Consider the following 24526-nt stretch of genomic DNA (forward strand, 5'->3'; position numbering starts at 1 on the left):
CCGTTAGGACGCGCGGTGCAGCTCCCACTTCACGTACCCGCTGTCCAGCGTCGCGGTGTCGCCGGAGCAGGTGTAGGCCAGGCTGTTCTTGGACAGGTCGAGGTTGCCGTCGAAGGCCTTCGTCGTCAGCGGCGTCTCGACGCCGTTCATCACCATGACCGACTTGGTGGTCACCGTGCCGCCCGGCGTCGTGCCGGACAGCTTGCCGTTCTCGCCCGACCACGAGGTACTGGTGGAGCTGCCGTCGAAGGTCTGCTTCATGGTGACCTCCTGACCCATCTGCGTCGTCTTGATGTTGATCGCCGCCTGGGTGAACTTGATCGTCATCTGGTCGGCGAAGGTCAGCGTGATCGCACCGGTGCCGCTGCCGGTCGAGCCGTTGCCGATCAGCGCCGCGGCGGCCTGCGCGAGCTTGGTGACGTCCACGTTCCAGGTGCCCTTGAGACAGTCGGCGCCGGTCGCGGCGCCACCGCCGGTCGTCGGGCTCGCCGCCACGCTGGCGGCCGCCGAGGAGCTGGGCGTACCGCTCGCGGTCGGGGTGTCGGAGCCGCAGCCGGCGAGGGCGAACAGGGATGCGGCCAGCAGGCCGAGCAAAGGCGCCTTGGGGGTCATCGCGCCATCGTGGTCACGGCCCGCCGCCTGGTTCAACGCCGCGTCGGCTTTCAGACATCGGGTACGCCCAGCGGCGCGCCCTCAGCTGGCCGGCCGGGCGAACGGCGCGAACGGGGTCTCCCGGGAGGCCGCCACCGCGGCGAAGGCGTACTCCAGCATCTGGGTCTCGTAGTCAGCCTTGGCCTGGGCCGGCGGACGGCCCGAACCGAGCAGGTCGCTCAGCAGGTGAGCGTCCCGCAGGGCCACATTGGCGCCGTCGCCCCGGCCCGGCGACATGGTGTGGATCGCGTCGCCCAGCAGCGTCACCCGAGGCTCGGCCCAGCGTGCGACCGGACGGGCGGAGGTGATCGTGACGGGGAAGGTCGCCGCCACGTCGGCGGCCTCGACGATCCGGCGTACGCCGGAATGCCAGCCCCGCACGGCGTCGAGCACGCGAGCGTGCAACCCGGCAGGGTCCACTCTGGACGGTCGCGGGCCGGGCATCGTCGCAGTCCAGGAGAAGTAGCCGCCGACGTCGGTCAGGTGGGCGTATGGGGCGATCCGCGCGACCGCCTCCGGGATCGGCGTCCGAGACCGGCAGGTGGCGATCGCGACCGCGGTCCCGTCCGGTGCGATCACGCGGTTGAACGTGTCGATCAGATCGTCGGGGGTCTGCGCCAGCAGCTCCGCCGTGATCGGAGTACGCCCGTACGCCGCCCAGCCCAGGTCGTCGATCACCGCCTCCGGCAGCAGCTTCCGGCGTACCGCCGAAGTGACGCCGTCCGCCCCCACGAGCAGGTCGCCGACGGCACTGGACCCGTCGGCGAAGTCGGCGCGCACCTCCTCGTGCCCGGCGGTGAAGCCGGTGCACGTCTTTCCGAAGTGGACGTCCGGCAGCGCGGTCAGCAGGATCTCGCGCAGAGTGAGCCGGTGTACGCCGAATCCCTCGCGCGCCTCCGGGATGGGCTTGGCGAACTTCGGGACCAGGTCGGGCGACAGGAACACCATGCGAGTGGCCGGGCGCAGCGCAGTCGCCGCCGCCAGGGCGAACAGGTCGGGCGGGAGGCAGGCACGAAGGGCCTGCTCCCCCACGCCTTTCAGACTGATGCGGTAGCCCTGCTCGCGCAGATCGGTGGAGCGCTCGAAGACGGTGGCGGGCAGGCCGGACCGGCGTAGCCCGTGCGCCAGGCACAATCCGCCGATGCCGCCGCCCGCGATCAGGACGGTCATGGCGGCGAAGCTAGCATGATAGCTGTCATGACAGCAAGTTCAGATGAACTATCCTTGGTGAATGACAGACGCTGACGCGCCGGCGGGGCTGGTGCTGGGCGGCGGTTCGCTGCTCAACCAGGTCGGCCGGGAACTCACCACGACGACCGAGCGCCTGCTCGCGCCGTTGGGGCTGACCTCGCAGCAGGCGGCTCTGCTGCTCCACGCCTCGCGGGGCGACGCACCCGGGCCGAGCGCGCTGCGGGCTGCGTTGGGCACCGACACCGCGGGCATGACCCGACTGCTGGACCGCTTGGAGGACAAGGGCCTGCTGCGACGCGTACGCCATCCCAGCGACCGTCGCGCGGTGGTCATCGAGCTCACCGACGCCGGCCGAGCCCTGCTACCGCGCATCCCGCCGGTCTTCGGCCAGGTCAGCCGGCAGGTCTTCGCCGGGTTCAGCGCGAGCGAGGTCGGCGTCATGACCGCCATGCTCCAGCGGATGCTCACCAACCTGACCGCGTGACCGGGCTACACCGCGGGGCTGCGCCGTGCCACTGGATGGGGCCGCCGCACCGGACTGCGTGTGCCGCCACCAGAAGAAGGCCGCCATGCCCAGCGGGATCGGCAGCAGCCAGACGAAGATGCGGAAGATCAGACTCGCCGCGACCAGCTGGGCGTTCAATTCGTCCGACTGCAGGCCCAGCACCCCGATCAGGATCAGCTCGGTCACGCCGAGATTCCCGGGAGTGAGCGGCACCAGCGAGGCGATCGTCCCGAGGGCGTACGCGTAGAGCACCGCCGACGCCGGGAGCACCTCGCGGGTCAGGCCGACCGCCCGCAGCGAGGCGAGCAGGACGCCGTAACTGGCGCCGGTCGCGGCGATCTGGGTCGCCACGACGAGGGGCGCGTTCCGGCGTACGCCGATGACGAGGTGCTCCCGCGTCCGGAGGACGCGTACCGCGACTCCCCGAGGTGGCGGCCGGCGCAGCTTTCGCGCAAGCGCAGTAGCCACCGTCTGGAGCCGGTACGCGAATCGGTGCGCGTAGTCCTCGCGCCGCAGCAGCAGCCACGGTATGCCCACCAGCAGCACCAACGCGGTCACGCCGAGCGCGAAGAACAGCGGCGTGTGCTCGTCGCCGCGACCGGTGATCAACACCGCCGAGGTGCCGACGACGGGAAGGAGCAGCATCGTCAGGTAGCGGCCGATGCCGGCCAGCGCGACCGCTGTGGTCGTCCGGTCGGTGGAGAAGCCCCACGAGCGGCACATGGCGTACCGGGCGGCGAGGTCGGCCCCGGTCGGGAACAGCGCGGTGAGGAAGTTGCCGACGAGGCCGGTCTGCGTGCCGCGCCACCAGCTGAGCCCCGGCAAGGCGGCGACGGCGGACCAGCCGTTCAACGCCAGTACGATCAGGCCCAGCGCGAGCAGGAGCAACAGTTCGCCGCCGGACAGGCCGCGCACCGTCTGCCAGATCTCGGCGTAGCTCGCCACGTGCGGCACGACCCAGCCGAAGACCGCCACCATCGCCACGACGCCGATCAGCCAGACGATCTTCTCCCGCCGGCTTGATCGGGTCATGACGATCATGCTAATCCGGCTATCGGACCCCTCGCGGGCGGAACTGGATGCTGATCCGTGGCCCGGCCGGCTTGGCCGTCTTCAGGATGGCGTGTTCCCAGGTGCGCTGACAGCTGCCGCCCATGACGATCAGGTCGCCGTGGCCCTGTTCGAACCGCAGCACGTCGCCGCCGCCGGCCGGGCGCAGGGCCAGCGCTCGGGGATCGCCGACGGAGACGATGGCGACCATGGTGTCGTGGGTGGCGCCGCGCCCGATGCGGTCGCCGTGCCAGGCCACGCTGTCCTGGCCGTCCCGGTAGTAACAGAGCCCGGCCGTGCGGAACGGCTCCCCCAGCTCCTCGGCGTAGTAGGCGTTCAGCGCCTCCTTGACCACCTCCAGCGACGGGTCGGGCAGTTCGGCGTCCTCGTCGTAGAAGCAGAGCAGCCGGGGGACGTCGACGACCCGCTCGTACATCTGGCGGCGCTCGGCCTTCCACGGGACCTGGTCGCGCAGGCGGAGGAACAGTTCGTCGGCCCCGGTCAGCCAGCCCGGGCAGAGATCGACCCAGGCGCCCCGGCTCAGCTCCACGCGCTGCACCGACCCGGCCAGCGCACCGGGCGTGATCTCGTCACCGAGATCGAACAGCGAGCCCTGAAACGCAGCGGTCATCTTCGCAGCATACGCCGCCGGTTAGCACAGGTGTGCCAGCGGGCGGGTCACAGGCGCCGCCCGTGCCGGTCGAGCCAGCGGAGATATTCGGGCCGCCGCGCCGCATACGCCCGGTACGCCTCCCGGGCGAGCCGAACGAGGTCGTCGAAGCGGTCGGCCAGCGGCCCGTCTCGGCGGCAGACGACCAGGTGACGCAGCGTGATGGGAGTCCCGGCCAACGGGCGGACGACGACGCCGTCCCCAGCTGGGAAGACGGCCTGGCACGGGCTGACCGCGCGCCGGGTCGCCACCATCTCCCGGATCGGCACCGCGTCGGAGATCGTGTACAGCACCCGGGGCGTGAAGCCCGCCTGTTCGCAGGCCAGGTGCCAGCAGTCGGGCCAGCCGGCGCCGTCGGCCGGGGTCATCGCCATCGGCTCGCCGGCGAGGTCGGCCAGCTCCACCTCGTCGCGGTCGGCGTACGGGTGGCCCTCCCAGAGCGCGACGAAGACCGGCTCCTGCACGATGACGTCCCACAGGAGGGTCGGCGGCGGGCGCAGTTCGAAACCGGGATAGTCCACTGTGGCCGCCGCGTCCAGCCGGTCGGCCAGCAGCAGTTCCCAGAGCAGCCGGGGCGAGTATTCGGCGTGCAGGCGTACCTCGGTGGCGGGCAGCCGCGCGCCGAGCCGGTCGGCCAGGCCCACCGACACCGGACCGGCGAGTCCGCCGAGCCGCAACGGCTCGGACTCCCGCCGCGTCTGGTACGCCGCCCCCCGCCGCAGGTCGTCCATCGCCATCAGCATCGACCTGGCCCGGACCAGAACGTACTGGCCGAGCGGCGTCGGCCGCGCGCCCTGGCGATCCCGGACGAAGACCTGCCCGCCGAGTTCGCGTTCCACCCGCTGGAGCAGCGCCGTCAGGGCGGGCTGCGACACCCCGAGGGCCGCCGCCGCCTTGGTGATGCTGCCGGTGTCGGCGATCACGCAGACGGCGCGGAGGTGACGCAGCTCCAGTTCCATAACGCCGATGCTATGGCCACTCGCGATTGCCGCAATGCCTTCATCAATGGGGATATTTGGATGGCCCGCACCCCCTCACGCGAAGGAGGCATCCGTTGCGTCCATCCATCCGGCTGGCCGCCCTGGCGGCGCTCACGTTGGCCGCCGCTTTCGCCGGACCGGCCCCGGCGTCGGCCACTTCCCCGGCTACGCAATGGTTGGAGGCGTTCGCCGAAGACGGTGGCATCAGCCAGATCGCCGTTCCGGCGCAGTCCGCCGCCCAGCGCACCGCCGCCACGGCGGCGGTCACCGCGACCGTCACTCCGTTGCAGCAGACCGGCAGCACGGGCACACGTTTCGACCTCGTCTTCGTCGGCGACGGCTACACCTCGTCCGAGCTGGCCCTCTACCACCAGCACGTCGCGGAGAAGTGGGCGACCCTCACGACCCTCGCGCCGTACAGCACCTACAAGAACTACTTCAACGTGTGGATGGTCGACGTCGTCTCGGCACAGTCCGGGGTGGACAACGACCCGACCCAGGGCATCAGCAAGAACACCGCGCTGGGCATGTACTTCTGGTGCTCCGGCACCGAACGGCTGCTGTGCCTGGACGAGTCGGCCGCGCAGGCGTACGCCGCGAACGCGCCCGCGGTGGACATGATCGTCGCCGTCGGCAACAGCACGAAGTACGGCGGCGCGGGATACTCCACCGTGGCCACCGCGTCCGGCGGCAACGCCCAGTCGGGCCTCATCGTCCAGCACGAGCTGGGCCACTCCATCGGCGGGCTCGCCGACGAGTACGACACCCCCTACAACCGGTACGCGGGCGGGGAGCCGGCCGAGCCCAACGTCACCCGGTACACCGCCGCCCAGCTCACCTCGGGCAAACGCAAGTGGTACGCGCTGCTGGGTCAGGCGACCCCGGACGGCGGCGTGATCGGCGCGTACGAGGGCGCCCGCTACTACAAGTACGGGCTCTACCGGCCGTCGCAGAACTCCGTCATGCGCTCGCTCGGCCAGCAGTTCAACACGATCGGGCTGAACGTGATGACACAGAAGCTCCTCGCCAAGATTCAGCTCACCACCGTGACGGGCGTCGTCCCCGCCGGCTGAGTCAGCGTCCGGCCGGACCGCGCCGAATCGCCGGAGCGACAAGATCGTGTCGCTCCGGCGTCCTGCCACTACTTATGGTTATTGTGCGGAGATGACCGGTTCCGCCCTTCTCCGGCCGTTGCTGTTCGTCGCCGTCGCCCTGATGGGAATCCTGTTCCATCCCACCGGGGCCCACGCCGACGACCGGGTGAAGCTGACCGACACCGAAGCCCGCGCCCGGCTGAAATCTGCCGGCATCACCTGGTGGTCCAGCGGAAACTGCACCAACCGGCAGCGCGCCGACTGCACCTCGTTCGACCAGATCCGGCGTACGACGATCGCGGGCGTCGTGACTCTCCGAAAATCCAGCACCTGCCCGATCATGGTGACCGGCGGGACCGAGACCGGCCACGGCGCCGGGACCTACACGCACTGGAACGGCTGGAAGGTCGACATCGCGCTGAACGACTGCGTCAACGCGTACGTGCGTCGGTGGTTCAGCGACGTCGGGACGATCAGCGGCTGGGGTCACCAGTATCGGGCGCCCTCCGGCAACCTCTACACCAACGAGGGCAACCACTGGGACATCCTGTACTACGGATGTGGTGGCTGCGATCCCGAGCCCACACCGCCGAAACCGGCTCAGGCGGTCGGGCGTACGAGCGCGATCTGGTAGCTGTAGCGGTCGCCGCGATAGGTGGACACCGCCCGTTCCACCGGCCGGTCGCGCTGGTCGAACGCGGTCCGCTCGACCAGCAGCGCCGGGCTGAACGCGGGGACCGCCAGCAGGTCGGCGGCGCCTTGGTCGAGGACGGTCGCCCGGATGGTCTGCTCCGCCCGGACCAGGGTGATCCGGTAGCGCTCGCGGAGCACGTCGTAGAGCGATCCGTCGAGCGGTTCGTCGAGCAGGCCGGGCACCGTCGCGCCGGCCAGGTAGGTGTGCTCCAGGCACATCGGCTCGCCGTCGGCGGTGCGTACGCGTTCGATGTGGACCACCGGAGCGGACGGCGAGATCCCCAGCGCGAAGCCGATCTCGGCCCCGGCCGGGATGTCCTCGGCGACGCGCAGCCGCGAGCCCGGGCGCAGTCCGCGACTGCGCATGTCGTCGCTGAACGAGGTCAGCTCGATGCTCTTGGTGATCGCGGGTGGCGCGACGAAGGTGCCCGCGCCTTGCACCCGGTAGACACGCCGCTCCTGCTCGAGGCGTTCCAGCGCTTGGCGGACCGTCATCCGGCTGACCGCGAACTCCTCGGCGAGGTCCCGTTCGGTCGGCAGCCGGTCGTGCGGGGCCAGCTCGTACTCGATCAGCCGCCCGAGATGGTTCTGCAGCAGCTCGCGCTTCGTCCGCGCCATGTCTCCCACCCGAGCGATTGGTATGAACCATCGAAAGGATACCTGCCGCTTGCGGTCGGACGAAGTCTGAGGCAGACTCGCCAGCGCGCCAATTGGACTAGACCATTCGTGATCTTGGGAGGATGACCGGCGATGAGTGTCCTGGATCGGCTCGTGGGGGGCCTGATCGTGTCCTGTCAGGCGAGGCAGGGTCACCCGCTGCGCTCGGCCGAGATCATCGCGCGGCTCGCGCAGTGCGCGGTCCTGGGCGGGGCGGTGGGCGTACGGGTGAACTCCCCGGAAGACGTCCGCGCCGTCCGGGCGGCCGTCGGCGACCTGCCGATCGTCGCCCTGCACAAGGTGCGCGCGGCCGACCGCGACCTCATCACGCCCCGCTTCGAGCTGGCCGAAGGGCTCGCCGAGGCGGGTGCGGACGTGATCGCCTTCGAGGCGACGGCTCGCATCGACGGGGATCCGGCGCGACTCATCGCCCGGATCCACGACGAGCTGCGGCTGCCGGTCATGGCCGACGTCGCCACCGCCGCCGAGGGATTCGCCGCGTGGGACGCGGGCGCCGATCTCGTGAGCAGCACCCTCTCTGGGTATACATCGGACAGTCCGCAGCGCGAGGAGCCCGACCTCGACCTGGTCGCGGCGCTGGCGGCCTATGGGGCGCGCACGGTCGCCGAAGGCCGGCTGATCACCCCGGACCACGTCCGATCGGCGTTCGCGGCGGGCGCGTGCGCCGTCGTAGTGGGCACGGCGGTCACCGACCCGGCCGCCATCGCCCGCCGCCTGGCCATGGTTTCTCCGGCGTTTTCCAGGGATACGCGGTGAGCAGCGCATCGATTTCACCAGTGATCGGGGTCGACATCGGCGGCACCAAGACCCTGGCAGCCGCAGTCGGGGCCGACGGTGTGATCGGCGAGCGGGTCCGCGTACCGACTCCGGCGGCGGACGGGCCGGACGCCGTGCTCGCGGCGGCCGTCGACGCTGCCCGCAGGGCAGCTGCCGGAGTCGGCGTTGTGGCCTGCGGCGTGGGGACGGCGGGCGCGGTCGACCCGTCGGGGCGGATCAGTCACGCGACGGCCAGCCTGCCCGGGTGGACGGGCACCGACGTCCGGGGCGCTTTCGAGGCGGCACTCGGGCTGACCACCGTCGTGCTGAACGACGTCCACGCGATGGCCCTCAGCGAGGCGGCCGGTGAAGCCGGGACGGTCCTCGTGGTCGCGGCCGGCACCGGGGTCGGCGGCGCACTCCTGCAGGACGGCGTACTGGTGGCTGGGGAACATGGGCTGGCCGGGAGCGTCGGGCACCTGCCGTCGGTCGTCCGGGACGGCCGCCCGTGCGGCTGCGGCGGCGTGGACCACGTCGAGGCGTACGCCGCCGGTCCGGCGATCGCCGCCGACTACGCCGCCCGCCGGCGTTTTCCCGGCCCCGTGGCGCTGGAGGCGGTCGCCGCTGCGGCCGCAGACGGCGATGCCGCCGCACTCGCCGCCATCGACTTGGGCGCCCGAGTGCTCGGAGCCGGACTGGCCGCCGCGGCCACGCTCCTGGACCCGGTCGCGATGGTCCTCGGCGGCGGAGTGCTCCACCTCGGCGGCCGATACCTCTCGACCGTACGCGAGGAGGTCGCCGCGCACTCGCTCGGCGAAACCGGGCGCGCCGCTGTGCGTACCACTGCCTGGGGACCGGCCGCGGTCGTAGCGGGAGCGGCCCGCGCGACCCGGAACGCACGGACCTGACCGGCCGGTTATTCCCCACCGTGGGATCGGTCTCCATCCCGCATGCCGCGCTGATCTTTGTGCCTACGATCAGCGCGGGAGGCTCGCGAAGGAGAACCGATGGTCAACGGCACGGCCCTGCGGACGGCGTGGACGCGGAACATGGACACGCCGCTCCGGCGGTTCCTGCGCACGTCGACCGGCGGCGCGGCCATCCTGCTGGGCGCGACCGTGCTCGCCCTGCTCTGGGCGAACATCAGCCTGTCCTCCTACGAGCGGGTGTGGGAGACCGAATTCTCGATCCACCTGGGACGGTGGGGCATCGAGCTGACCCTGCGCGAGTGGATCAATTCCGGGCTGATGACGTTCTTCTTCTTCGTCGTCGGGCTGGAGGCGCGCCGCGAATTCGACCTCGGCGAACTGCGGGAGCGACGCCGGTTCGCGCTCCCGCTGGCCGCCGGCACGGCCGGCATCCTCGTGCCCATCGGGATCTACCTGCTGATCAACGCGGGCTCGGACTCCGCGCACGGCTGGGGCGCGGCGATGTCGACCGACACCGCGCTGGCGCTCGGGATGCTGGCGCTCGTCGGCCCGCGGTTCCCCGACCGGCTACGGGCCTTTCTGCTCACCGTGACCGTCGTCGACGACCTTCTCGCCCTGGTGGTCATCGCGCTGTTCTACACCGGCGGCGTCGCCCTGGGGCCGCTGCTGCTCGGCGTGCTGTTCCTCCTGCTGGTCCTCGCCGCCCGGATCGCCCGCGTCCGGACCGGCTTCGTCTACGTGGCGCTCAGCATCGCCGCCTGGATCGCCGTGTTCGGCTCCGGCGTCGACCCGATCGTCGTGGGTCTCGTGGCCGGTCTCGTCACGTACGCGTACCCGGCGCCGCGCAGCGAACTGGAGCGGGCCACCGACCTGTTCCGGACCTTCCGCGAGGAGCCCACCGCCGAACTGGAACGGGAGGCACGCGCGGGCCTGCGGCTGGCGGTCTCGCCCAACGAACGTCTCCAGGCGCTGTACCTGCCCTGGACGAGCTATCTGATCGTGCCGCTGTTCGCGCTCGCCAACGCCGGGATCAAGATCGACGGCGAGTTCCTCGGCCGGGCCGTCACGTCGCCGATCACGCTCGGCATCGCCGCCGGTTTCGTGATCGGCAAGCCGGTCGGCATCATCGGCGGCTCCTGGCTGGTGACCCGGCTGTCCAAGGGCCGGCTGCGGCCCCCGGTCGGCTGGGCCGCCGTCGGCGGCGCCGGGACGATCGCCGGCATCGGCTTCACCGTCTCCCTGCTCGTCGCCACCCTGGCGTTCACCGGCGACCAACTCGAGGAGGCGAAGCTCGGCGTCCTGGTCGCGGGATTGTTGGCCTCCGCGGTCACCTGGATCGTCTTCCGCGTGGTGACCATGCTGTCGCCGTTGCGCCGCGCACGTGCCCTCGCCGACGGCGCGGAGTCCATCGTGGACCTCGCTGTCGAGGTGGACACCGATCGCGACCACATCCGGGGACCGGCCGACGCGCGGATCACCATCGTCGAGTACGGCGACTTCGAGTGCCCGCACTGCGGACGGGCCGAACCGATCATGCGCGAGCTGCTGTCCGGCTCGGCCGAGATCGCCTACGTGTGGCGGCATCTGCCGCTGACCGATGTGCACCCGCACGCGCAACTCGCGGCCGAGGCCGCCGAGGCCGCCGCCGAGCAGGGCGCGTTCTGGGAGATGCACGACGTGCTGCTCGATCATCAGGGCGATCTCGACCTGGCCGACCTCGTACGCTACGCCGAGCAGCTGAAGCTGGACACGGAACGGTTCGAGGAGGATCTGCGTACGCGGGAAGGTGCCGCGCGCATCGCCGAGGACGTCGATTCGGCCGATCTGAGCGGGGTCGCCGGGACGCCGACGTTCTTCGTGAACGGGCGACGGCACCATGGCGCGTACGACATCGACTCGTTGAAGGCGGCCGTGCACGCCGCGAAGACCCGCGCGGTGATCCTCAACGTTTAGCCGTCGTACGCGCGGGGTAGCTCCCGCGCCGTGTCTAACTCCGCCGTCCAGATGATGGTTGTCACGACCCGTTTTACCCGTTATCTGCTGAACGGGGTGCGGGTCCCTGCCGCCACCGCCAGTTCGCCTCGTCGGCCGACGGCGGCGGTCCGGGGAGATCGGGATCGGCGTCGGTCCGGCGGAGACCGGCGAGAATGACGGCGAGATAGCGGCGGCGCAGTTCCTTCGTGCGCACCCCGTCCGGTACGCGGATCGCCGCGCACGCCTCCAGCACGAAGCCGAGATCGGAGAGGCCGACGTCCGGCCGCAGTTCGCTCTTCGCCTGCTCGACGAGGCGGGCGGCCAGTTCTCCCGATCGACGGGCCTCCTGCGTCATCTCCGGGGTGGGCGCGAACGTGCCGGCGAGGTGCACGGTGAGCGAGTGGACGTCCGCGTCGACCACGTTGCCCAGGAACGCTTCCAGCGCTTCCCAACCCGGCGTGCCGCCGGCCAATGCGGCTTCGGCTTCGGCGTTGTAGCGCAGCAGGCCGTCCTGGCACAGCCGGCGCAGCATGTCCTCTTTGCCGGGGAACCGGCGATACAGCGCGCTCATGCCGACGCCGGCCCGCTCCGCCACCGCCGCCACCGGAGCCTTCGGGTCGGCCAGGAACACCTCGCGCGCGGCTTCGAGGATGGCCTCGTCGTTGCGGGCGGCTTGGGCTCGGCGGCCGGAAAGTCCTTGGGTCACACCGGTGACATTACCGGAACGGACCATTCCGGTCTACAGTGGCGTCGCGGCGTGCGTGGCGTCGTGACCATCGGTGGAACGCCATCGACGTCATCCGGTCGCCGTAAGGTGCACCGCGTTCCACCGAGCGCGCCCCAGCCCGCGCGGAAACGACGCACGAGGGCCGGTAACGGCGTGAGTTTCACCTCACACGGCGTCACTCAGCCGTTCGGCGGAGCGCGTCCGGGTTGCGAAGACCCGCAACGGATGGGCAGACTATCTGCCTGCCTCGCGTACGACTCGGCGTACGACTCGCGGCGGTTCCGATTGGCGGATTGGACCCGTAACCTGAGTCGGCCCAGAGTCGGTTAAGCCGTGGCAGGCCGGGAGACCGGCACGGCGCGCGGGATGCGGGCGGGAGACCAGCCGCCGCGGCCAGGGGCACCGTCCGCACCCCCGCGTCGTGCAGAAGACCGGCGGTGCAAGAGATTCCGGGTCAGCGATCGTGTTTGTGGACCACGCCGATCGCGCCGGAACCGTGATGGGTCAACGCCCGGCTCACCGAACCGAGCAGCGCCCCGGTGAAACCGCCCCGGCCCCGGCAGCCCACCACCGTCAGGCCCGCCGACCGTGCGGCTTCGATCATCGTGTCCTCGACGTTCTTGCTCGACACGATCCGCTTCTCCACCGGAATCCCCGCGACCTCGGCCGCCGCCTGTTCGAGCACCTCGTCGAGGACGTCGACGTCGTCGCCTTCCGGCCGGGCGTGCACCAGGACGAGCGACGTGCGGCGCAACTGCGCCTCCTCGGCCGCGAACCGCAGCGCCGCTTGGGATTCGGCCGATCCGTCGACGCCGACGAGCACCGGCCCGGCGTCCGGATCGGGGTCCACGCCGGCCATGCCCTCGGCGGTATCAGTGTCGGTGTCGCCCTCGGCGGTGTCGCCCTCGGGGAGTACCGGGCGTACGACGATGACCGGACCTTGGCCGTGCGCGGCGACCTGGCTGGAGACCGAACCGAGCAGCAACTGTTCGAAGCCGCCGACGCCCCGGCTGCCGACGACGGTCACGGCCGCCTCGCGAGACAGCTCGATCAACGCCGCCGCCGGCCCGCCCGGCACCTGACGCGCGGTCACCTCGGTCAACTCCGGGTACGCGTCCCGCAGCCCGTCACCGATGTGGGCGACCATCCGGTCGAGGTCTTCGCGTACCTGGTCGTCGGCGAGCACTCCGGGGTCCATCCCACCCATCGGCGGGTACGCGTACACGGCCGGCTGGTAGGCCAGCACACAGTCGAGGGAGGTCTGCCGGCGGACGGCCAGGCGGGCGGCGTACCGGGCGGCGGCGAGGCTGGAGGGTGAGCCGTCGACGCCGACGACAACTGGAGCGATCATGTGCCACGTTTCCCCCGTACGCCCGGCGGCGAAACAGCCGCCCGTCTTATGGTGAGGGCATGAAGGCGAAGGTCGGCGATCGCTTGATCATGGAAGGCGCCCACGTCGGCGAGGCCCGCCGGGTCGGCGTCGTGCTGGAAGTGCGCCACGAAGACGGTACGCCGCCGTACCTCGTACGGTGGGCGGACGACCACGAGGGGCTGGTGTTCCCGGGGCCTGACTCGCACATCGAGGAACCCCGGGAACGGTGACGTCAGCGGCGACGTCAGCGGAGGGCGGCGGCCAGCTGCCCCAACCCGAGCGAGCCGAGATCGAGCGCTCGCCGGTGGAATTCCCGTAACGGCAGACCGGAGGCGGCGCGCGCGTCGAGCCAGACGCGCTCGCCCGCCTTGTACGCCAACGCCTGCGCCGGTCGGCCGAGGTAACGCGCAAGTTCCGAGGACGCGTACCCGCCTTGCTGGCAGCGGTTCGCCAGCATGTCGTAGGCGGCGTCCGGCGTCCAGGTCCGCCCGTCGCGGTCCGGCAGCTCCAGGTGCAGTCCGATGTCGATCACGACGCGGGCGGCCCGGAGCAGCTGCGCGAACAGGTAACCGAGCCGCGCGCCCGGCTGTGTGTACCAGCCCAGCTCGTCCATCAGGCGCTCGGCGTAGAGCGCCCAGCCCTCCTGCCCGGCCGACAGCCCGCCGAGCAGGTTCAGCCGCTGCCCGAGCGGGTTGCGCCAGGACTCGTAGCCGATCTGCAGATGATGTCCGGGCACACCCTCGTGGTATACGGTCGTGTAGGCGTACCAGGTGGCGAACTCGGTGTCGTGCTCCGGCAGCTGCCACCACACGCGGCCCGGCCGGGTCAGGTCGGCGGACGGCCCGATGTACATCGTCCCGGCCGACGTCGTGACGCGCGACTCGATGCGCCGCAACGGTTCGGGGATGTCGAAGTGCGTACCGTCCAATTCGGACAGCGTGCGTTCGAGCACAGCCTGCAGCCAGTCCGCGAACTCCGGCGGGCTGCCGATCATGCCCGGCGACCCGGGCGCGTCGAGGTGGTCGAGCACGTCGCCGAGACCGGCCCCCGGCATGATCGCCTCGGCCTCCGCGCGCAGCTGTGCCTCGATCGCCTCCACCTCGTCCCAGCCCCACGCGTACAGCTCGGCCAGGTCGGGCCGCACGCCCAGGAACTTGCGCAACCAGACCGCGTACCGGTCCGGGCCGAAGGCCTCAGCCGGGTTCGCCTTCGGCTTCAGGTCCGCGCTGAGCCGGCTCGCCAGCAGCTGGTACGCCTCGACCGCGGCCTTCGTCGCCACAGTCAGCGCGGCCTGGTGCGGTCCTCCGGAGTAGGACGCGGCGAGCTGCTCGGTGTCGGCGATCCACCCGTCGCACCGCGCCACGACCAGGTCGATCTGCCGGGCGGCGGCGACGTGGCCTCGGCTCGCCGCGACGGTCAGGCTCTCGGCGTACCCGGCGAGGGCGCGAGGCACGTCGGCGAGCCGTTCGGCGACCAGCGCCCAGCCCGTCTCCCGCTCGTCCGCGTCCACGTCGCCGGCCGGGACGGCGGCGTCGACCGCCTGGCGGATCATCTGCAGCGGCCCGGTCGCGGCGGCATGCAGCTCCCGGAGATCCTCGCCGCTGTCATGGAACTCGATCATCGACTCGAGGCGTTCGGCGAGATGGTCGAGCAGGCGGCGGTCGTGCGCGGACTCGGCCGGCACCCCGGCGATCTTCCGCAGCTCGGCCGCCGCGAAGTCGGCCCGCGCCTGGTGCCCGGCCGGGCTGTAGTCGGTCAGCCGGTCCGGATCCTTCGCGCCCGCCTCCACGACGGCGGACGTCGGGTCGAGGACGGCGTACGCGGCCAGCAGTTCGTCGGCGAACTGATCCGCGGCCCCCATCAGAAGTACGTCCGCAGCAGCTCGGTGACGGTGTAGTCGTCCTCGACGACCGGGATCACCGACCATTTGTCGAACGCGGTGCACGGATGGGAGATGCCCAGGCACACCAGGTCGCCCACGGCGACCGCCCCTTCGTCGCGTACCGACAGATGCCCGTGATGATCGTTGAGCCGCACGATCTCGAGCCCATCCGCGGCCTCGACCCGCCCGTCGGCCCGCCGGACGCGCAGCGGGACCGGCAGGCCCTCGTCGTAGGGCGCCTCGCGCTTGCCCACACCGAGCAGCGCGAGACCGGGCTCGGGCGTGGCGAGGACCTGGGCCCAGACCTCCAAGGCGGCGTCGAGCGTCCCCTCCCCCGGAACGCGCAGGAACGGCGTCTTGTGCCGATAGGTCCCGTCGTCGTGGGAGATGTACGCGCCGCTGCGCAGCACGAGCCGCAGCCGCCGGCCGTCGAGCCACTGCCCGCCAAGGGTGGCGGTGACCAGGTCGAAGTACGCGCTGCCGCCCGCCGTCACGAGGGGCTCGGCCGGCAGCAGGTGGGCGATCGCCTTGGTCGCCTCGACCAGACTGTCCAGAAAGGACTGCGCGTCCGCGGTGGTCGGCAGGAGCCCCTCGAACGACGAGATCCCGATGAGGTCGAGGTTCGGGGCGTCATGCACGGCCTGGGCGACGGCGACCGCGTCCGCATTCGTCCGGCACCCGGTACGCCCACCGGCGTAGCCCCATTCGAGCAGCACCCGGAAATGCCCGCCCGCCTCGGTCGCCGCCGACAGCCGCTCGACGGCCGCGAGCGAATCCGCGTAGACGAGGATCTCGGTGTCCTGGGTCGCCAGCCAGCGCAGCGCCACCGGGTCCACTACCTCGTTGGCGAGCAGCACGCGGGGCACCCCCAGCGCCGCACACACCAGCGCCTGATTCGGCGTGGCGACCGTGATCGCCCACGCGCCCGCCGCCAGCTGCGCCTGGAACAGCGACGGCGCCATCGTCGTCTTGCCGTGCGGGGCGAACAACGCGCCGTGCCGCTCGCAGTAGTCGGCGAGGGTCCGCACGTTGTGCTCGATCGCCGTACGCCGCGCGACCATCACCGGCCACGTGAACGCCCCGCCGAACAGGTTGTGCCGCGCTGCGGCGAACTCGGTCAGCGTCACCGGCGGGCCCGGATTCCAGACGCCCTTGGTCCGCCAGTCCACGTATTCGTCGGGGATCTTCATCCCCGCATTCTGTCGCCTTTCGCCGGTCCGCTCACACCGGGCTTTCGCTTTCGCCGTGGGCGGAACGCGGACCCGTCGACGTATGTCGAGCAACGGTGTAATCATGTAAGCATGATTCGAGTAGTGAGTCGCACCGAGCAACCACCTCCGGCCGACGACGCCCCGGCCTGGATCACCGGCCTGCTGCCGGACGACTGGTTCACCGGACCGGCGGAGATCGTCATCGACCGCGACGAGATCCTCATCGTCGGCACTCTCGCCGAGCCCGCCCACGCGGCGGACGCGTCCGAGGCCGACCGCGCCGCCGCCGAGCGCGGCCGCATCGCCGCCTATCGCGAGGAGACCCGCGAACGGCGGATCCGGTTCGCCCGGCAGATCGAGCACAAGTACCAGCGGAAGGCCGCCTGGGGCGTGGTCTGCGGCGGCACCCGCGAACTGTTCACCACCCTGTCGGCTCCGGTGATGACCCGGCTGCGCCAGCCGGACCGGCAGGTCCTCGACACGCTCGTGGACGCCGGAGTCGCCCGTTCCCGGTCGGAGGCGCTGGCCTGGTGCGTACGCCTCGTCGGGCAGCATGCCGATCAGTGGCTCGCCGAACTGCGCGACGCCATGACGGCGGTGGACGATCTCCGTAAGCGGGGGCCGGCGCTCTAGTCTTGTCCGGTGGAGATCACCACCGGGACGCTGCATCACGTCGAACTCTGGGTGCCCGACCTCGACCGCGCGGTCGCCAGTTGGGGCTGGCTGCTCACCGAGCTGGGTTACGAGCAGTTCCAGGACTGGCCGGGCGGGCGCAGCTGGCGGCTCGGCCCGACGTATCTCGTAGTGGAGCAGAGCCCGGCGATGAACGCCGGCGAGCACGACCGGCATCGGCCCGGCCTGAATCACCTGGCCTTCACCGTGTCCGGGCGCGACCGCGTCGACCAGCTCGTCGCGGTCGCGCCCGCACACGGCTGGTCGCTGATGTTCTCCGACCGGCACCCGTACGCCGGCGGCCCCGAGCACTACGCCGCCTATCTGGAGAATGTGGACGGTTACGAGGTCGAACTAGTCGCTGACTAGCTTCAGATACGGCAGGTGTGCCCCGCCGAACGGGCCGCGGCGGTCGCGTACCGCGTCGAGCAGCCACCTCGCCGAGGCCTCGGCGTTCGCGACGACGTCCGGCGGGTAGGCGTACCGGACCTGGTGCTCGGCGAATTCGTCCGCGTCGTCGAGCAGCACCCGCCCGTCTTTCATACGCAGCACGTCGAGGTCGAGGTCGACCATGGTCACCTCGCCGGGATGCGGCCAGATCGCCGGGGTGGCGATGTCGCAGTAGATCTCGTTGCGCGCCCCCGGGCCGTTGAAGGCAGCCGTCCACCAGGCATCGTGCGGGATCAGGACCACGTGCGCCCATTCCGCCTCCGTGACGACGTCGTCGTGGCCTTTGCGGACGACGGTCCCCTTGGTCCCGCCGAGCCAGACGCCGTGCTCGTCTTCGCCGAGCCGGCGCGCCTTCTGATGCCAGTGCAGGGAACCGTCGTACTTCGTGTAAGCCAGCCAGACCTCCGCCATGCCGTGACGGTAACGGTCAGCGGGCCGCCTGTCGTGCCCTTAACACGTCGGCGGTGAACGGATCGGCCGGGAAGAACGACTCGATCGCCAGCTCGGCCACGGTCACGTCGGCCGGTATGCCGAAGGTGGCGATGGTGCTGAAGAAGGCCAGCTCGCCGAGCGGCGTACGCAGCCGCAGTGGGGTGACGACGTCGCCCGACCCGGGCGACTCCACCTCCGGCTCCGGATCGTCGCACGGGTACGCCTTCAGCTCCTCGTACAGCTCCTGGAGGTCGGCGTCGCCCGCGACGGCCGCCTGCCGCCGCAGCCGGGTCAGCAGATGCGCCCGCCACTCGCCGAAGTTGACGATGTGCGGCGCCAGCCCCTCCGGGTGCAGGCCGGCCCGCAGGATGTTGGCCGGCGGCTCCAGCAGCCACGGGGCGACCACCCCGGTCAGGAGGTCGATGGCGGCGTTGGCGTCGAGCATGCGCCAGAAGCGGTCGGTCACCACCGCCGGGTACGGCTCGTGTCCCGTCAGCACCTGGCGTACCGCCTGCCACACACCGGCCATGCGGGGCGAGGTGACCTCGCTTTCGGTGTACGCCGGGGCGTACCCGCCCGCGAGGAGCAGCCGGTTGCGCTCCCGCAGCGGCACGTCGAGGTTCTCGGCGAGCCGCAGCAGCATCGGCCGGCTGGGCTTGGCCCGGCCGGTCTCGAGGAAGCTGAGATGCCGGGCGGACACCTCGGCGATCCCGGCGAGGTCGAGCTGGCTCAGCCGGCGGTGTGACCGCCAGTGGCGTAGCAGTTCACCCACCGTGGGCGAGGACACCGTCATGATCGTTCTCCTCCGTCGCGTGGACCGGGGCCAGTCTGCCCGGACATCTGGCGATTCGCCGAACAGACCGGCACCGAGCGGGCAATGCTGAACAGATGACCAGCGGCACGCAGGGTCCTGCGATTCACGAACACGGCCTGATCGGCGATCTGCAGACCGCCGCCTTGATCGACACGAACGGAACCGTCGACTGGTTCTGCGCGCCCCGCTTCGACGGGCCGAGCATCTTCGCGTCCCTCCTCGACCCGGTACGCGGCGGGCACCTGCGGGTGGCGCCCGAGGGCGTCGACTACGTGACCCGGCAGCTCTACCTGCCCGGTACGCCGATCCTGATCACGCGGTTCCTCAGCGAGGCGGGCGTCGGCGAGGTCATGGACTTCATGCCGATCGCCGCGGGCCACGGGAAGGTCGCGACCGATCGGCACCGGCTGGTCCGGATGATCAGCGTCGTCCGGGGCAAGATGCGCTTCCGGTTCGACTGCGAGCCGCGGTTCGACTACGGCCGGGCCCGGACCGAGGTCGAGTACGGCCTGAACGGCGCGGTTTTCCAGGGCGGGGGGATGACGGTCAACATCAACCCGGCCCGCAAGGACCGGATGCTGATCCAGCCCGGCGACATCCAGCGGACCGAGCAGGGGCTGACCGCCTTCGCCGACCTGGTCGCCGGGGACGTCGGCGGCATGGTCCTCGAGACCATGCCGGACGAGCCGCCCCGGGTGTTCGCCCCGGAGGAGATCGTCGCGCTGTTCGAGCAGACCCGGGACTTCTGGCGGTCGTGGATCGGCCGCTCGCAGTATCAGGGCCGCTGGCGCGAGATGGTGGAGCGCTCGGCGATGACGCTCAAGCTCATGACATACGCCCCGACCGGCGCGCTCGTGGCGGCTCCGACGGCCGGCCTGCCCGAGCAGATCGGCGGCGAGCGCAACTGGGACTACCGGTTCACGTGGGTCCGGGATGCTTCGTTCTCCGTCTACGCCCTTCTCGGCCTCGGCTTCACCGACGAGGCGGCGGCGTACATGGGCTGGCTCAACGATCGGGTGAAGGAGTCCAAGAACGGACATCCCCTCCAGATCATGTACCGGGTGGACGGTTCGCCCGACCTCGACGAGGAGGTCCTCGGCCACCTGTCCGGCTACCGTGACTCCCGCCCGGTACGCATCGGCAACGGCGCGGCCGGTCAGCTGCAGCTCGACATCTACGGCGAGGCCATGGATTCGCTGTACCTGGCCGACAGTCACGGGCTCACCATCGGCAACGCGGGCTGGCGTAACGTCCGGGATCTCGTCGACTGGCTCTGCGACAACTGGGACCAGCCGGATGAGGGCATCTGGGAGACGCGCGGCGGCCGGCAGAACTTCACCTACGGGCGCCTGATGTCGTGGGTGGCGTTCGACCGGGCGGTACGCCTCGCCCGCGACAAGGGCCGCCCGGCCGACCTGGCCCGGTGGACCGAGCAGCGCGACGCGGTCTACGAACAGATCATGGACCGCGGCTTCCATCCCAAGCGGGACGCGTTCGTCCAGCACTACGACACCGACGTGCTCGACGCGTCGCTGCTCTACATGCCGCTGGTCGGCTTCGTGGCGCCCAGTGACCCGATGTGGCAGTCGACGTTGCGGGCGATGGACACCGAACTGGTCTCCGACAGCCTCGTCTACCGCTACGACCCGGAGGCCTCGCCGGACGGCCTGCAGGGCTCCGAGGGCACCTTCACCATCTGCTCGTTCTGGTACGTCGACGCGCTCGCCCGCTCCGGACGGCTGGAGGAGGCCCGGCTCACCTTCGAGAAGATGCTCACCTACAGCAACCACCTCGGCCTCTACTCCGAGGAGATCGCCGCGACCGGTGAGCAGATCGGCAACTTCCCGCAGGCGTTCAGTCACCTGTCGCTGATCAGCGCCGCGATGAACCTCGACTTCCAGCTCGATCACGGCGCGGGCTGGGTCGGGCCGGTGCTGAGCCATGCGTAACCGTGCCCTGGTCCCGTTGGCGCTGGCCCAGTTCATCTGCAGCTTCGCCGGCTCCAACATGAACGTGATGATCAACGACATCAGTCAGGACCTGAACACGACGGTGGCCGGCGTACAGCTGTCCATCACGCTGTTCCTCCTGGTCATGGCGGCGTTGATGATCCCGGGCGGCAAACTGACCGACAAGTTCGGCCGCAAGCGCCTGTTCCAGCTCGGGCTGATCACTTACGGCGTCGGCGCGCTGGCCTGCGCGGTCGCGCCCGGGCTGGGCGTCCTGGTCCTCGGGAACTCCATTTTGGAGGGTGTCGGCACGGCGTTGCTCATCCCGCCCGTCTACATCCTGGCCACGCTGTACTTCACCGATCTGACCTCCCGAGCGAAGGCATTCGGCATGATCAGCGCGATGGCCGGGGTTGGCGCGGCGGCCGGTCCGCTCATCGGCGGGCTGATCACCTCCGCCATCAGCTGGCGGGCCGCGTTCGTCTTCCAGGCGCTGGTCATCGTCGTGATCGTGATCCTCGGCCGCGGGCTGACCGATCCTCTGCCGGCCCAGCCCGACCGGAAGTTCGACGTCCGCGGCACGGTGCTGTCGGCGGTGGGGCTCATCCTGATCGTCGGGGGCATTCTCCTGTCCAGCAAGAAGGCCTGGCTCATGCTCCTGATGATCGCCGCCGGGGTCGTGGTGCTCGTGCTCTTCTTCCGGCATGTACGCACAACGGAGGCGGCGGGCCAGGAACCGTTGCTGTCGATGCGATTGTTCGGCAGCCGCGTGGCGAACCTCGGCATGATCACCCAGAACCTCCAGTGGCTCGTCCTGATGGGCACCTCGTTCGTGGTCGCCGCGTTCCTGCAGGTGGTCCGCGGATACAACGCCATCGAGACCGGCCTGATCTTCACCGCGGCCACGGTCGGCATCCTCGGCACCTCGCTGGTGGCCGAACGGCTGGCCAAACGGTGGCCGCAGCGTACGCTCATCGAGACCGGCTTCTTCGTGACCGTCGTCGGCGTCTGCGCGCTGCTGCTGATCGTCGCCTGGTCCAACGGCGGCGCGCCCGCCCTGCTGCCGGGCCTGTTCATCATCGGCGTCGGCATCGGGCTGATGATCACGCCGTCGGTGAACATCGTGCAGTCGGCGTTCGGCGAGAAGCTGCAGGGCGAGATCTCCGGGCTGTCCCGGAGCGTGTCCAACCTGGGCTCGTCACTCGGCACCGCCATCGCCGGCACGGTCATCGTCGCCGGGATCACCCGCACCCCCGAGCGCTCGTACGCCCTGGCGATGCTCGTGCTCGCGGTCGCCGCCCTCGCCGGTCTGCTCGTCGCCGAACGCTTGCCGAAGGAACAGCCGTCAGGCGGCCCCGCTCCCGACGGCGCCACTGCGGACGGCGGCGCGGACGCGACGCAGACCGAGGTACTGGAGATCGATGAACAGCAGAACGGGCAACGCCTGGAGAGCTGACACCGCGACGCCCCACCCGGTGAGGTCGAACGCCCCGCCGAAGGCGACGGCGAGGCTGGCCCCGATCCAGCCCACGTTGAGCACGATGACGGTCCACCCGCCGGCCGGGGAGATGTCCCGTTGAGCCGCCAGCACCGCCAGCCCCGTCGCCCACACGAGCAGGAACACGCCCACGCCGACGGTGAACGCGGTCGGCGTACCGAGCCACTCGTCGAGCTTGCCGCTGAGGACGAGGATGACGACACCGAGACCGGCGGAAGCGCCGGCGTCGAGCCGCAACGCGAAACGCAGAAGATTCATGCGCTTACTGTCGCGGCTCGACGTCATGCCGTCGATTACCTGCCAGGTAATGCGCTGAGCCCCGCCTCGGCCCTCGCCTCAAACCTCGCTGAGGACCAGTGGGGACGATCCGGGGAGCTTCGTGACGTAGTCCGCGCCCATCAGCTGTGACGGGGTCCGGGCGCCGCTGTCGGCGTATCCCTCGGAGAGGAGCTTGACCACCACGGGGAGCGAGCCGGTCACGGTGAGGTCGTAGCCGTTGGCCGTGGTGATCCGGGCGACGCGGCGCTCGCCGGGCGCGGTCACCTCGCCCCAGACGTGCATGGGCCGTTTCGCGCGGGTCTCGGGCGACGGGCCGGGCCGGCTGCCCGCCCGGTTCTGCAGGAACCGCTGGACCGCCCCGATTTTCAGGACGGGCCGCGCGATCTCGGTGAACCGGAGGCCGCGGATCTGGCGGCGGGAGGTCGGTAGGTAGACCTCGATGTCGGGGATGCCGGTGGTGCGGTACGCGCTCGCGACGTCGCCCCATGGGATGGCGACGGCGAGCTTCTCCCCCACGCCGAAGTCGATCGTGCGGGTCAGGCTGCCCATCGGCACCCGGGTGAGGCGGCCCTGCCGGCGCACCCTCGTGCCGCCGACCGCACCTTCCACTGTGGTCTTCGCCGTGCCGGGCGACAACGCCGACCGGGTGTCGAAACCGAGCCGGAGCCGCGTCGCGCCAGGCAGTTCGGCGGCGAGCGTCGCCGCGACGCAGTCGGTCGGGATCACGTCAAAGCCGACCGCCGGGCAGATCACGATCCCGGCCTGCCGCGCCGCCTCGTCGAGCGAGTACGCGTGCTCCAAGACGTCGATCTCGCCGGTGATGTCGAGATAGTGCGCGCCCATTCGGAGGCACGCGGCGAGCATGGGCGCCGAGGTCCGGGAGAACGGGCCGGCGCAGTGCAGGACCAGCGCGACGCCACGCAGACCGGCGTCGAGTCGAGCCGGGTCGTCGAGCGGGAACGCACGCATCTGGAGACCGAGTTCTGCCGCGAGCGGTCGCAGCCTCGTTTCGTCCCGGCCTGCCAGGATCGGCGTCAACCCGCGCGCCACCGCCTCCCGGGCGATCAGCTCACCGGTGAACCCGTACGCGCCGTAGAGCACCCACTCGCGCCCCATCGCACCCTCCCCTTCCCCGGCTTTCCGCGCGGTCATGAACTTTCGGCCATGATCGACCGGCGTGTCGTGTCCACAGCGCCCTGATCGTTCCCCGAACGGACTGATCGGCAGCCTACGGGAGCAGGTGATGGGTGGCGAGGGTTCAGGGCCGGCGGCGAGCCACAGTCAGCACCTGCGTCGGGGTGTTCCAGGCGGCCGTGGTGAGTGGCTGCGGCTGGACCCGGGCCGGGGCGAGCAGCGACAGCGCGTGCTGCGCGCGTTCGGTGGCGGCGTTGGCCTCCCGGCGCAGGCTGCGAGCCTGGTCGGCTGCGGCGACGTAGGCGTCCCAGGCGTTGCGTTCGCGCTGCGCGACCGCCCGGTACGCCGCTTCGCCGGCTTGGCGTACGACCCGGCTCAGTTGGCGCTCCTGGTCGGCGAGGGGGCGTTCAGGATCCCAGCCGTCGCGGCCGGCGACGGCGTCGCCGAGGGCGAGCGGGGAGATCTGCCCACGCAGGGCAGCCTCGGTGACGATCCGGCGGAGGTGGCGTACTCGGGCGGACAGGTCCTCGTCGTTCTCGGTGTCGGAGGCGACGGCAGCGGCCAGGGTCAGCCGGCGCCAGCGTTCGTCGGCCGCGTCGTATGCCTGCTCGGCTCGCTCCAGTTCGGCCTGGGCCTGGTGCCACAACTCCCGCAGGCGCGTTTCCCGGGCTCCGGCGCGGTCGGCCGCGACCGTCACCTCTCCCGCGTATCGGGTGGACTCGACGGCCAGCGTGGACAGCCGTTCCCGCCGCAGCACCGTCGCCGTCCGCAGCCGGGCGGCGTCGCGCGTCCACCGCCGGACGCCGGGGACGATCAGCCAACCGGTGGCGTAGACGGCGAAGAGGACCAGGAGAAACCACAGCGCGGCGGCGTTCGGTACCACGCGAATAACCTACAGCTTTCGCCGTTAATCCGCATCAGATACGACAAGTCCG

Annotated in this window: 25 protein-coding genes and 1 pseudogene; 11 read left to right on the forward strand and 15 right to left on the reverse strand. The window is 70.8% G+C overall.

Features of this window, described 5'->3' with window-relative positions:
- Positions 1-3: 3 nt before the first annotated feature.
- Together AB0H43_RS10240 and AB0H43_RS10245 are read right to left on the reverse strand one after the other, a co-directional pair.
- A complete protein-coding gene (locus AB0H43_RS10240) occupies positions 4-612 on the reverse strand; it encodes a hypothetical protein (RefSeq protein WP_359998938.1) in 609 nt (202 codons plus the stop codon).
- Positions 613-693: 81 nt separating this feature from the next.
- Positions 694-1821, reverse strand: a complete 1128-nt coding sequence (locus tag AB0H43_RS10245) for an NAD(P)/FAD-dependent oxidoreductase (protein WP_359998939.1) — start codon at positions 1819-1821, stop codon at positions 694-696.
- Positions 1822-1882: 61 nt separating this feature from the next.
- On the opposite strand from AB0H43_RS10245, the gene AB0H43_RS10250 reads away from it, so the two are divergent.
- Positions 1883-2326 (forward strand): MarR family transcriptional regulator, encoded by a 444-nt coding sequence (locus AB0H43_RS10250; RefSeq protein WP_359998940.1) that lies wholly within the window; start codon positions 1883-1885, stop codon positions 2324-2326.
- 99 nt (positions 2327-2425) lie between these two features.
- On the opposite strand, the pseudogene AB0H43_RS10255 reads toward AB0H43_RS10250, so the two are convergent.
- From AB0H43_RS10255 to AB0H43_RS10265, 3 genes and pseudogenes are all read right to left on the reverse strand, one after another.
- Positions 2426-3388 (reverse strand): annotated as a pseudogene (locus AB0H43_RS10255) (lysylphosphatidylglycerol synthase transmembrane domain-containing protein); the annotation flags it as partial.
- Between the two features lie 10 nt (positions 3389-3398).
- On the reverse strand, positions 3399-4028 hold the full coding sequence (locus AB0H43_RS10260; protein WP_359998941.1) for an alpha-ketoglutarate-dependent dioxygenase AlkB: 630 nt from the start codon (positions 4026-4028) through the stop codon (positions 3399-3401).
- A 47-nt stretch (positions 4029-4075) separates the two neighbouring features.
- Positions 4076-5026 (reverse strand): LysR family transcriptional regulator, encoded by a 951-nt coding sequence (locus AB0H43_RS10265; RefSeq protein ID WP_359998942.1) that lies wholly within the window; start codon positions 5024-5026, stop codon positions 4076-4078.
- Positions 5027-5121: 95 nt separating this feature from the next.
- Here AB0H43_RS10265 and AB0H43_RS10270 point away from each other — a divergent pair, with 95 nt between their 5' ends.
- Positions 5122-6120, forward strand: a complete 999-nt coding sequence (locus AB0H43_RS10270; RefSeq protein WP_359998943.1) for a M64 family metallopeptidase — start codon at positions 5122-5124, stop codon at positions 6118-6120.
- A gap of 91 nt (positions 6121-6211) precedes the next feature.
- The gene (locus AB0H43_RS10275; protein WP_359998944.1) at positions 6212-6775 is read left to right on the forward strand and encodes a hypothetical protein; all 564 of its coding nucleotides are present in this window, start codon (positions 6212-6214) and stop codon (positions 6773-6775) included.
- Here the strand turns inward: AB0H43_RS10275 and AB0H43_RS10280 are convergent.
- Positions 6742-7452 (reverse strand): GntR family transcriptional regulator, encoded by a 711-nt coding sequence (locus AB0H43_RS10280; protein WP_359998945.1) that lies wholly within the window; start codon positions 7450-7452, stop codon positions 6742-6744. The genes AB0H43_RS10275 and AB0H43_RS10280 overlap by 34 nt on opposite strands.
- A gap of 132 nt (positions 7453-7584) precedes the next feature.
- On the opposite strand from AB0H43_RS10280, the gene AB0H43_RS10285 reads away from it, so the two are divergent.
- From AB0H43_RS10285 to nhaA, 3 genes are all read left to right on the forward strand, one after another.
- Complete coding sequence (locus AB0H43_RS10285) at positions 7585-8268, forward strand: putative N-acetylmannosamine-6-phosphate 2-epimerase (protein WP_359998946.1); 684 nt, start codon at positions 7585-7587, stop codon at positions 8266-8268.
- Positions 8265-9176, forward strand: coding sequence for an ROK family protein (locus tag AB0H43_RS10290; protein WP_359998947.1), 912 nt, complete (start codon positions 8265-8267; stop codon positions 9174-9176). Before AB0H43_RS10285 ends, AB0H43_RS10290 begins: the two co-directional genes overlap by 4 nt.
- A gap of 99 nt (positions 9177-9275) precedes the next feature.
- The gene (gene nhaA, locus AB0H43_RS10295) at positions 9276-11150 is read left to right on the forward strand and encodes a Na+/H+ antiporter NhaA (RefSeq protein ID WP_359998948.1); all 1875 of its coding nucleotides are present in this window, start codon (positions 9276-9278) and stop codon (positions 11148-11150) included.
- Between the two features lie 73 nt (positions 11151-11223).
- On the opposite strand, the gene AB0H43_RS10300 is transcribed toward nhaA, so the two are convergent.
- The gene (locus tag AB0H43_RS10300; RefSeq protein WP_359998949.1) at positions 11224-11877 is read right to left on the reverse strand and encodes a helix-turn-helix domain-containing protein; all 654 of its coding nucleotides are present in this window, start codon (positions 11875-11877) and stop codon (positions 11224-11226) included.
- A 475-nt stretch (positions 11878-12352) separates the two neighbouring features.
- Positions 12353-13249 carry a universal stress protein gene (locus AB0H43_RS10305; protein WP_359998950.1) on the reverse strand — a complete coding sequence of 299 codons (897 nt, stop codon included), beginning with the start codon at positions 13247-13249 and terminating at the stop codon, positions 12353-12355.
- 59 nt (positions 13250-13308) lie between these two features.
- On the opposite strand from AB0H43_RS10305, the gene AB0H43_RS10310 reads away from it, so the two are divergent.
- Positions 13309-13500 carry a DUF1918 domain-containing protein gene (locus tag AB0H43_RS10310; RefSeq protein WP_359998951.1) on the forward strand — a complete coding sequence of 64 codons (192 nt, stop codon included), beginning with the start codon at positions 13309-13311 and terminating at the stop codon, positions 13498-13500.
- A 14-nt stretch (positions 13501-13514) separates the two neighbouring features.
- Here AB0H43_RS10310 and AB0H43_RS10315 read toward each other — a convergent pair whose 3' ends face one another.
- Positions 13515-15131 (reverse strand): DUF885 domain-containing protein, encoded by a 1617-nt coding sequence (locus AB0H43_RS10315; RefSeq protein WP_359998952.1) that lies wholly within the window; start codon positions 15129-15131, stop codon positions 13515-13517.
- Positions 15131-16342 carry an alanine racemase gene (locus AB0H43_RS10320; protein WP_359998953.1) on the reverse strand — a complete coding sequence of 404 codons (1212 nt, stop codon included), beginning with the start codon at positions 16340-16342 and terminating at the stop codon, positions 15131-15133. The genes AB0H43_RS10315 and AB0H43_RS10320 overlap by 1 nt, the downstream gene beginning before the upstream one ends.
- 123 nt (positions 16343-16465) lie before the next feature.
- Here AB0H43_RS10320 and AB0H43_RS10325 point away from each other — a divergent pair, with 123 nt between their 5' ends.
- Both AB0H43_RS10325 and AB0H43_RS10330 read left to right on the forward strand, forming a co-directional pair.
- A complete protein-coding gene (locus AB0H43_RS10325; RefSeq protein WP_359998954.1) occupies positions 16466-16996 on the forward strand; it encodes a hypothetical protein in 531 nt (176 codons plus the stop codon).
- A 15-nt stretch (positions 16997-17011) separates the two neighbouring features.
- Entirely contained in the window at positions 17012-17404 is a 393-nt protein-coding gene (locus AB0H43_RS10330) for a VOC family protein (protein ID WP_359999326.1), read from the forward strand.
- Here the strand turns inward: AB0H43_RS10330 and AB0H43_RS10335 are convergent.
- Together AB0H43_RS10335 and AB0H43_RS10340 are read right to left on the reverse strand one after the other, a co-directional pair.
- Positions 17390-17896, reverse strand: coding sequence for a DUF402 domain-containing protein (locus AB0H43_RS10335; RefSeq protein ID WP_359998955.1), 507 nt, complete (start codon positions 17894-17896; stop codon positions 17390-17392). The genes AB0H43_RS10330 and AB0H43_RS10335 overlap by 15 nt on opposite strands.
- Before the next feature lie 16 nt (positions 17897-17912).
- Complete coding sequence (locus tag AB0H43_RS10340; protein ID WP_359998956.1) at positions 17913-18710, reverse strand: helix-turn-helix transcriptional regulator; 798 nt, start codon at positions 18708-18710, stop codon at positions 17913-17915.
- 95 nt (positions 18711-18805) lie between these two features.
- Here AB0H43_RS10340 and AB0H43_RS10345 point away from each other — a divergent pair, with 95 nt between their 5' ends.
- A complete protein-coding gene (locus AB0H43_RS10345) occupies positions 18806-20680 on the forward strand; it encodes a glycoside hydrolase family 15 protein (protein WP_359998957.1) in 1875 nt (624 codons plus the stop codon).
- A complete protein-coding gene (locus AB0H43_RS10350; RefSeq protein WP_359998958.1) occupies positions 20673-22136 on the forward strand; it encodes an MFS transporter in 1464 nt (487 codons plus the stop codon). The genes AB0H43_RS10345 and AB0H43_RS10350 overlap by 8 nt, the downstream gene beginning before the upstream one ends.
- On the opposite strand, the gene AB0H43_RS10355 is transcribed toward AB0H43_RS10350, so the two are convergent.
- The 3 genes from AB0H43_RS10355 to AB0H43_RS10365 all read right to left on the reverse strand — a co-directional run bounded on the left by AB0H43_RS10355 (position 22026) and on the right by AB0H43_RS10365 (position 24474).
- Complete coding sequence (locus tag AB0H43_RS10355) at positions 22026-22436, reverse strand: hypothetical protein (protein ID WP_359998959.1); 411 nt, start codon at positions 22434-22436, stop codon at positions 22026-22028. The two genes, AB0H43_RS10350 and AB0H43_RS10355, sit on opposite strands and share 111 nt — an antisense overlap.
- A gap of 78 nt (positions 22437-22514) precedes the next feature.
- Positions 22515-23573, reverse strand: a complete 1059-nt coding sequence (locus tag AB0H43_RS10360) for a saccharopine dehydrogenase NADP-binding domain-containing protein (RefSeq protein ID WP_359998960.1) — start codon at positions 23571-23573, stop codon at positions 22515-22517.
- 142 nt (positions 23574-23715) lie between these two features.
- Positions 23716-24474 carry a hypothetical protein gene (locus AB0H43_RS10365; protein ID WP_359998961.1) on the reverse strand — a complete coding sequence of 253 codons (759 nt, stop codon included), beginning with the start codon at positions 24472-24474 and terminating at the stop codon, positions 23716-23718.
- Positions 24475-24526: the final 52 nt, after the last annotated feature.

The sequence above is a fragment of the Hamadaea sp. NPDC050747 genome (assembly GCF_040654195.1).
GTDB lineage: Bacteria > Actinomycetota > Actinomycetes > Mycobacteriales > Micromonosporaceae > Hamadaea.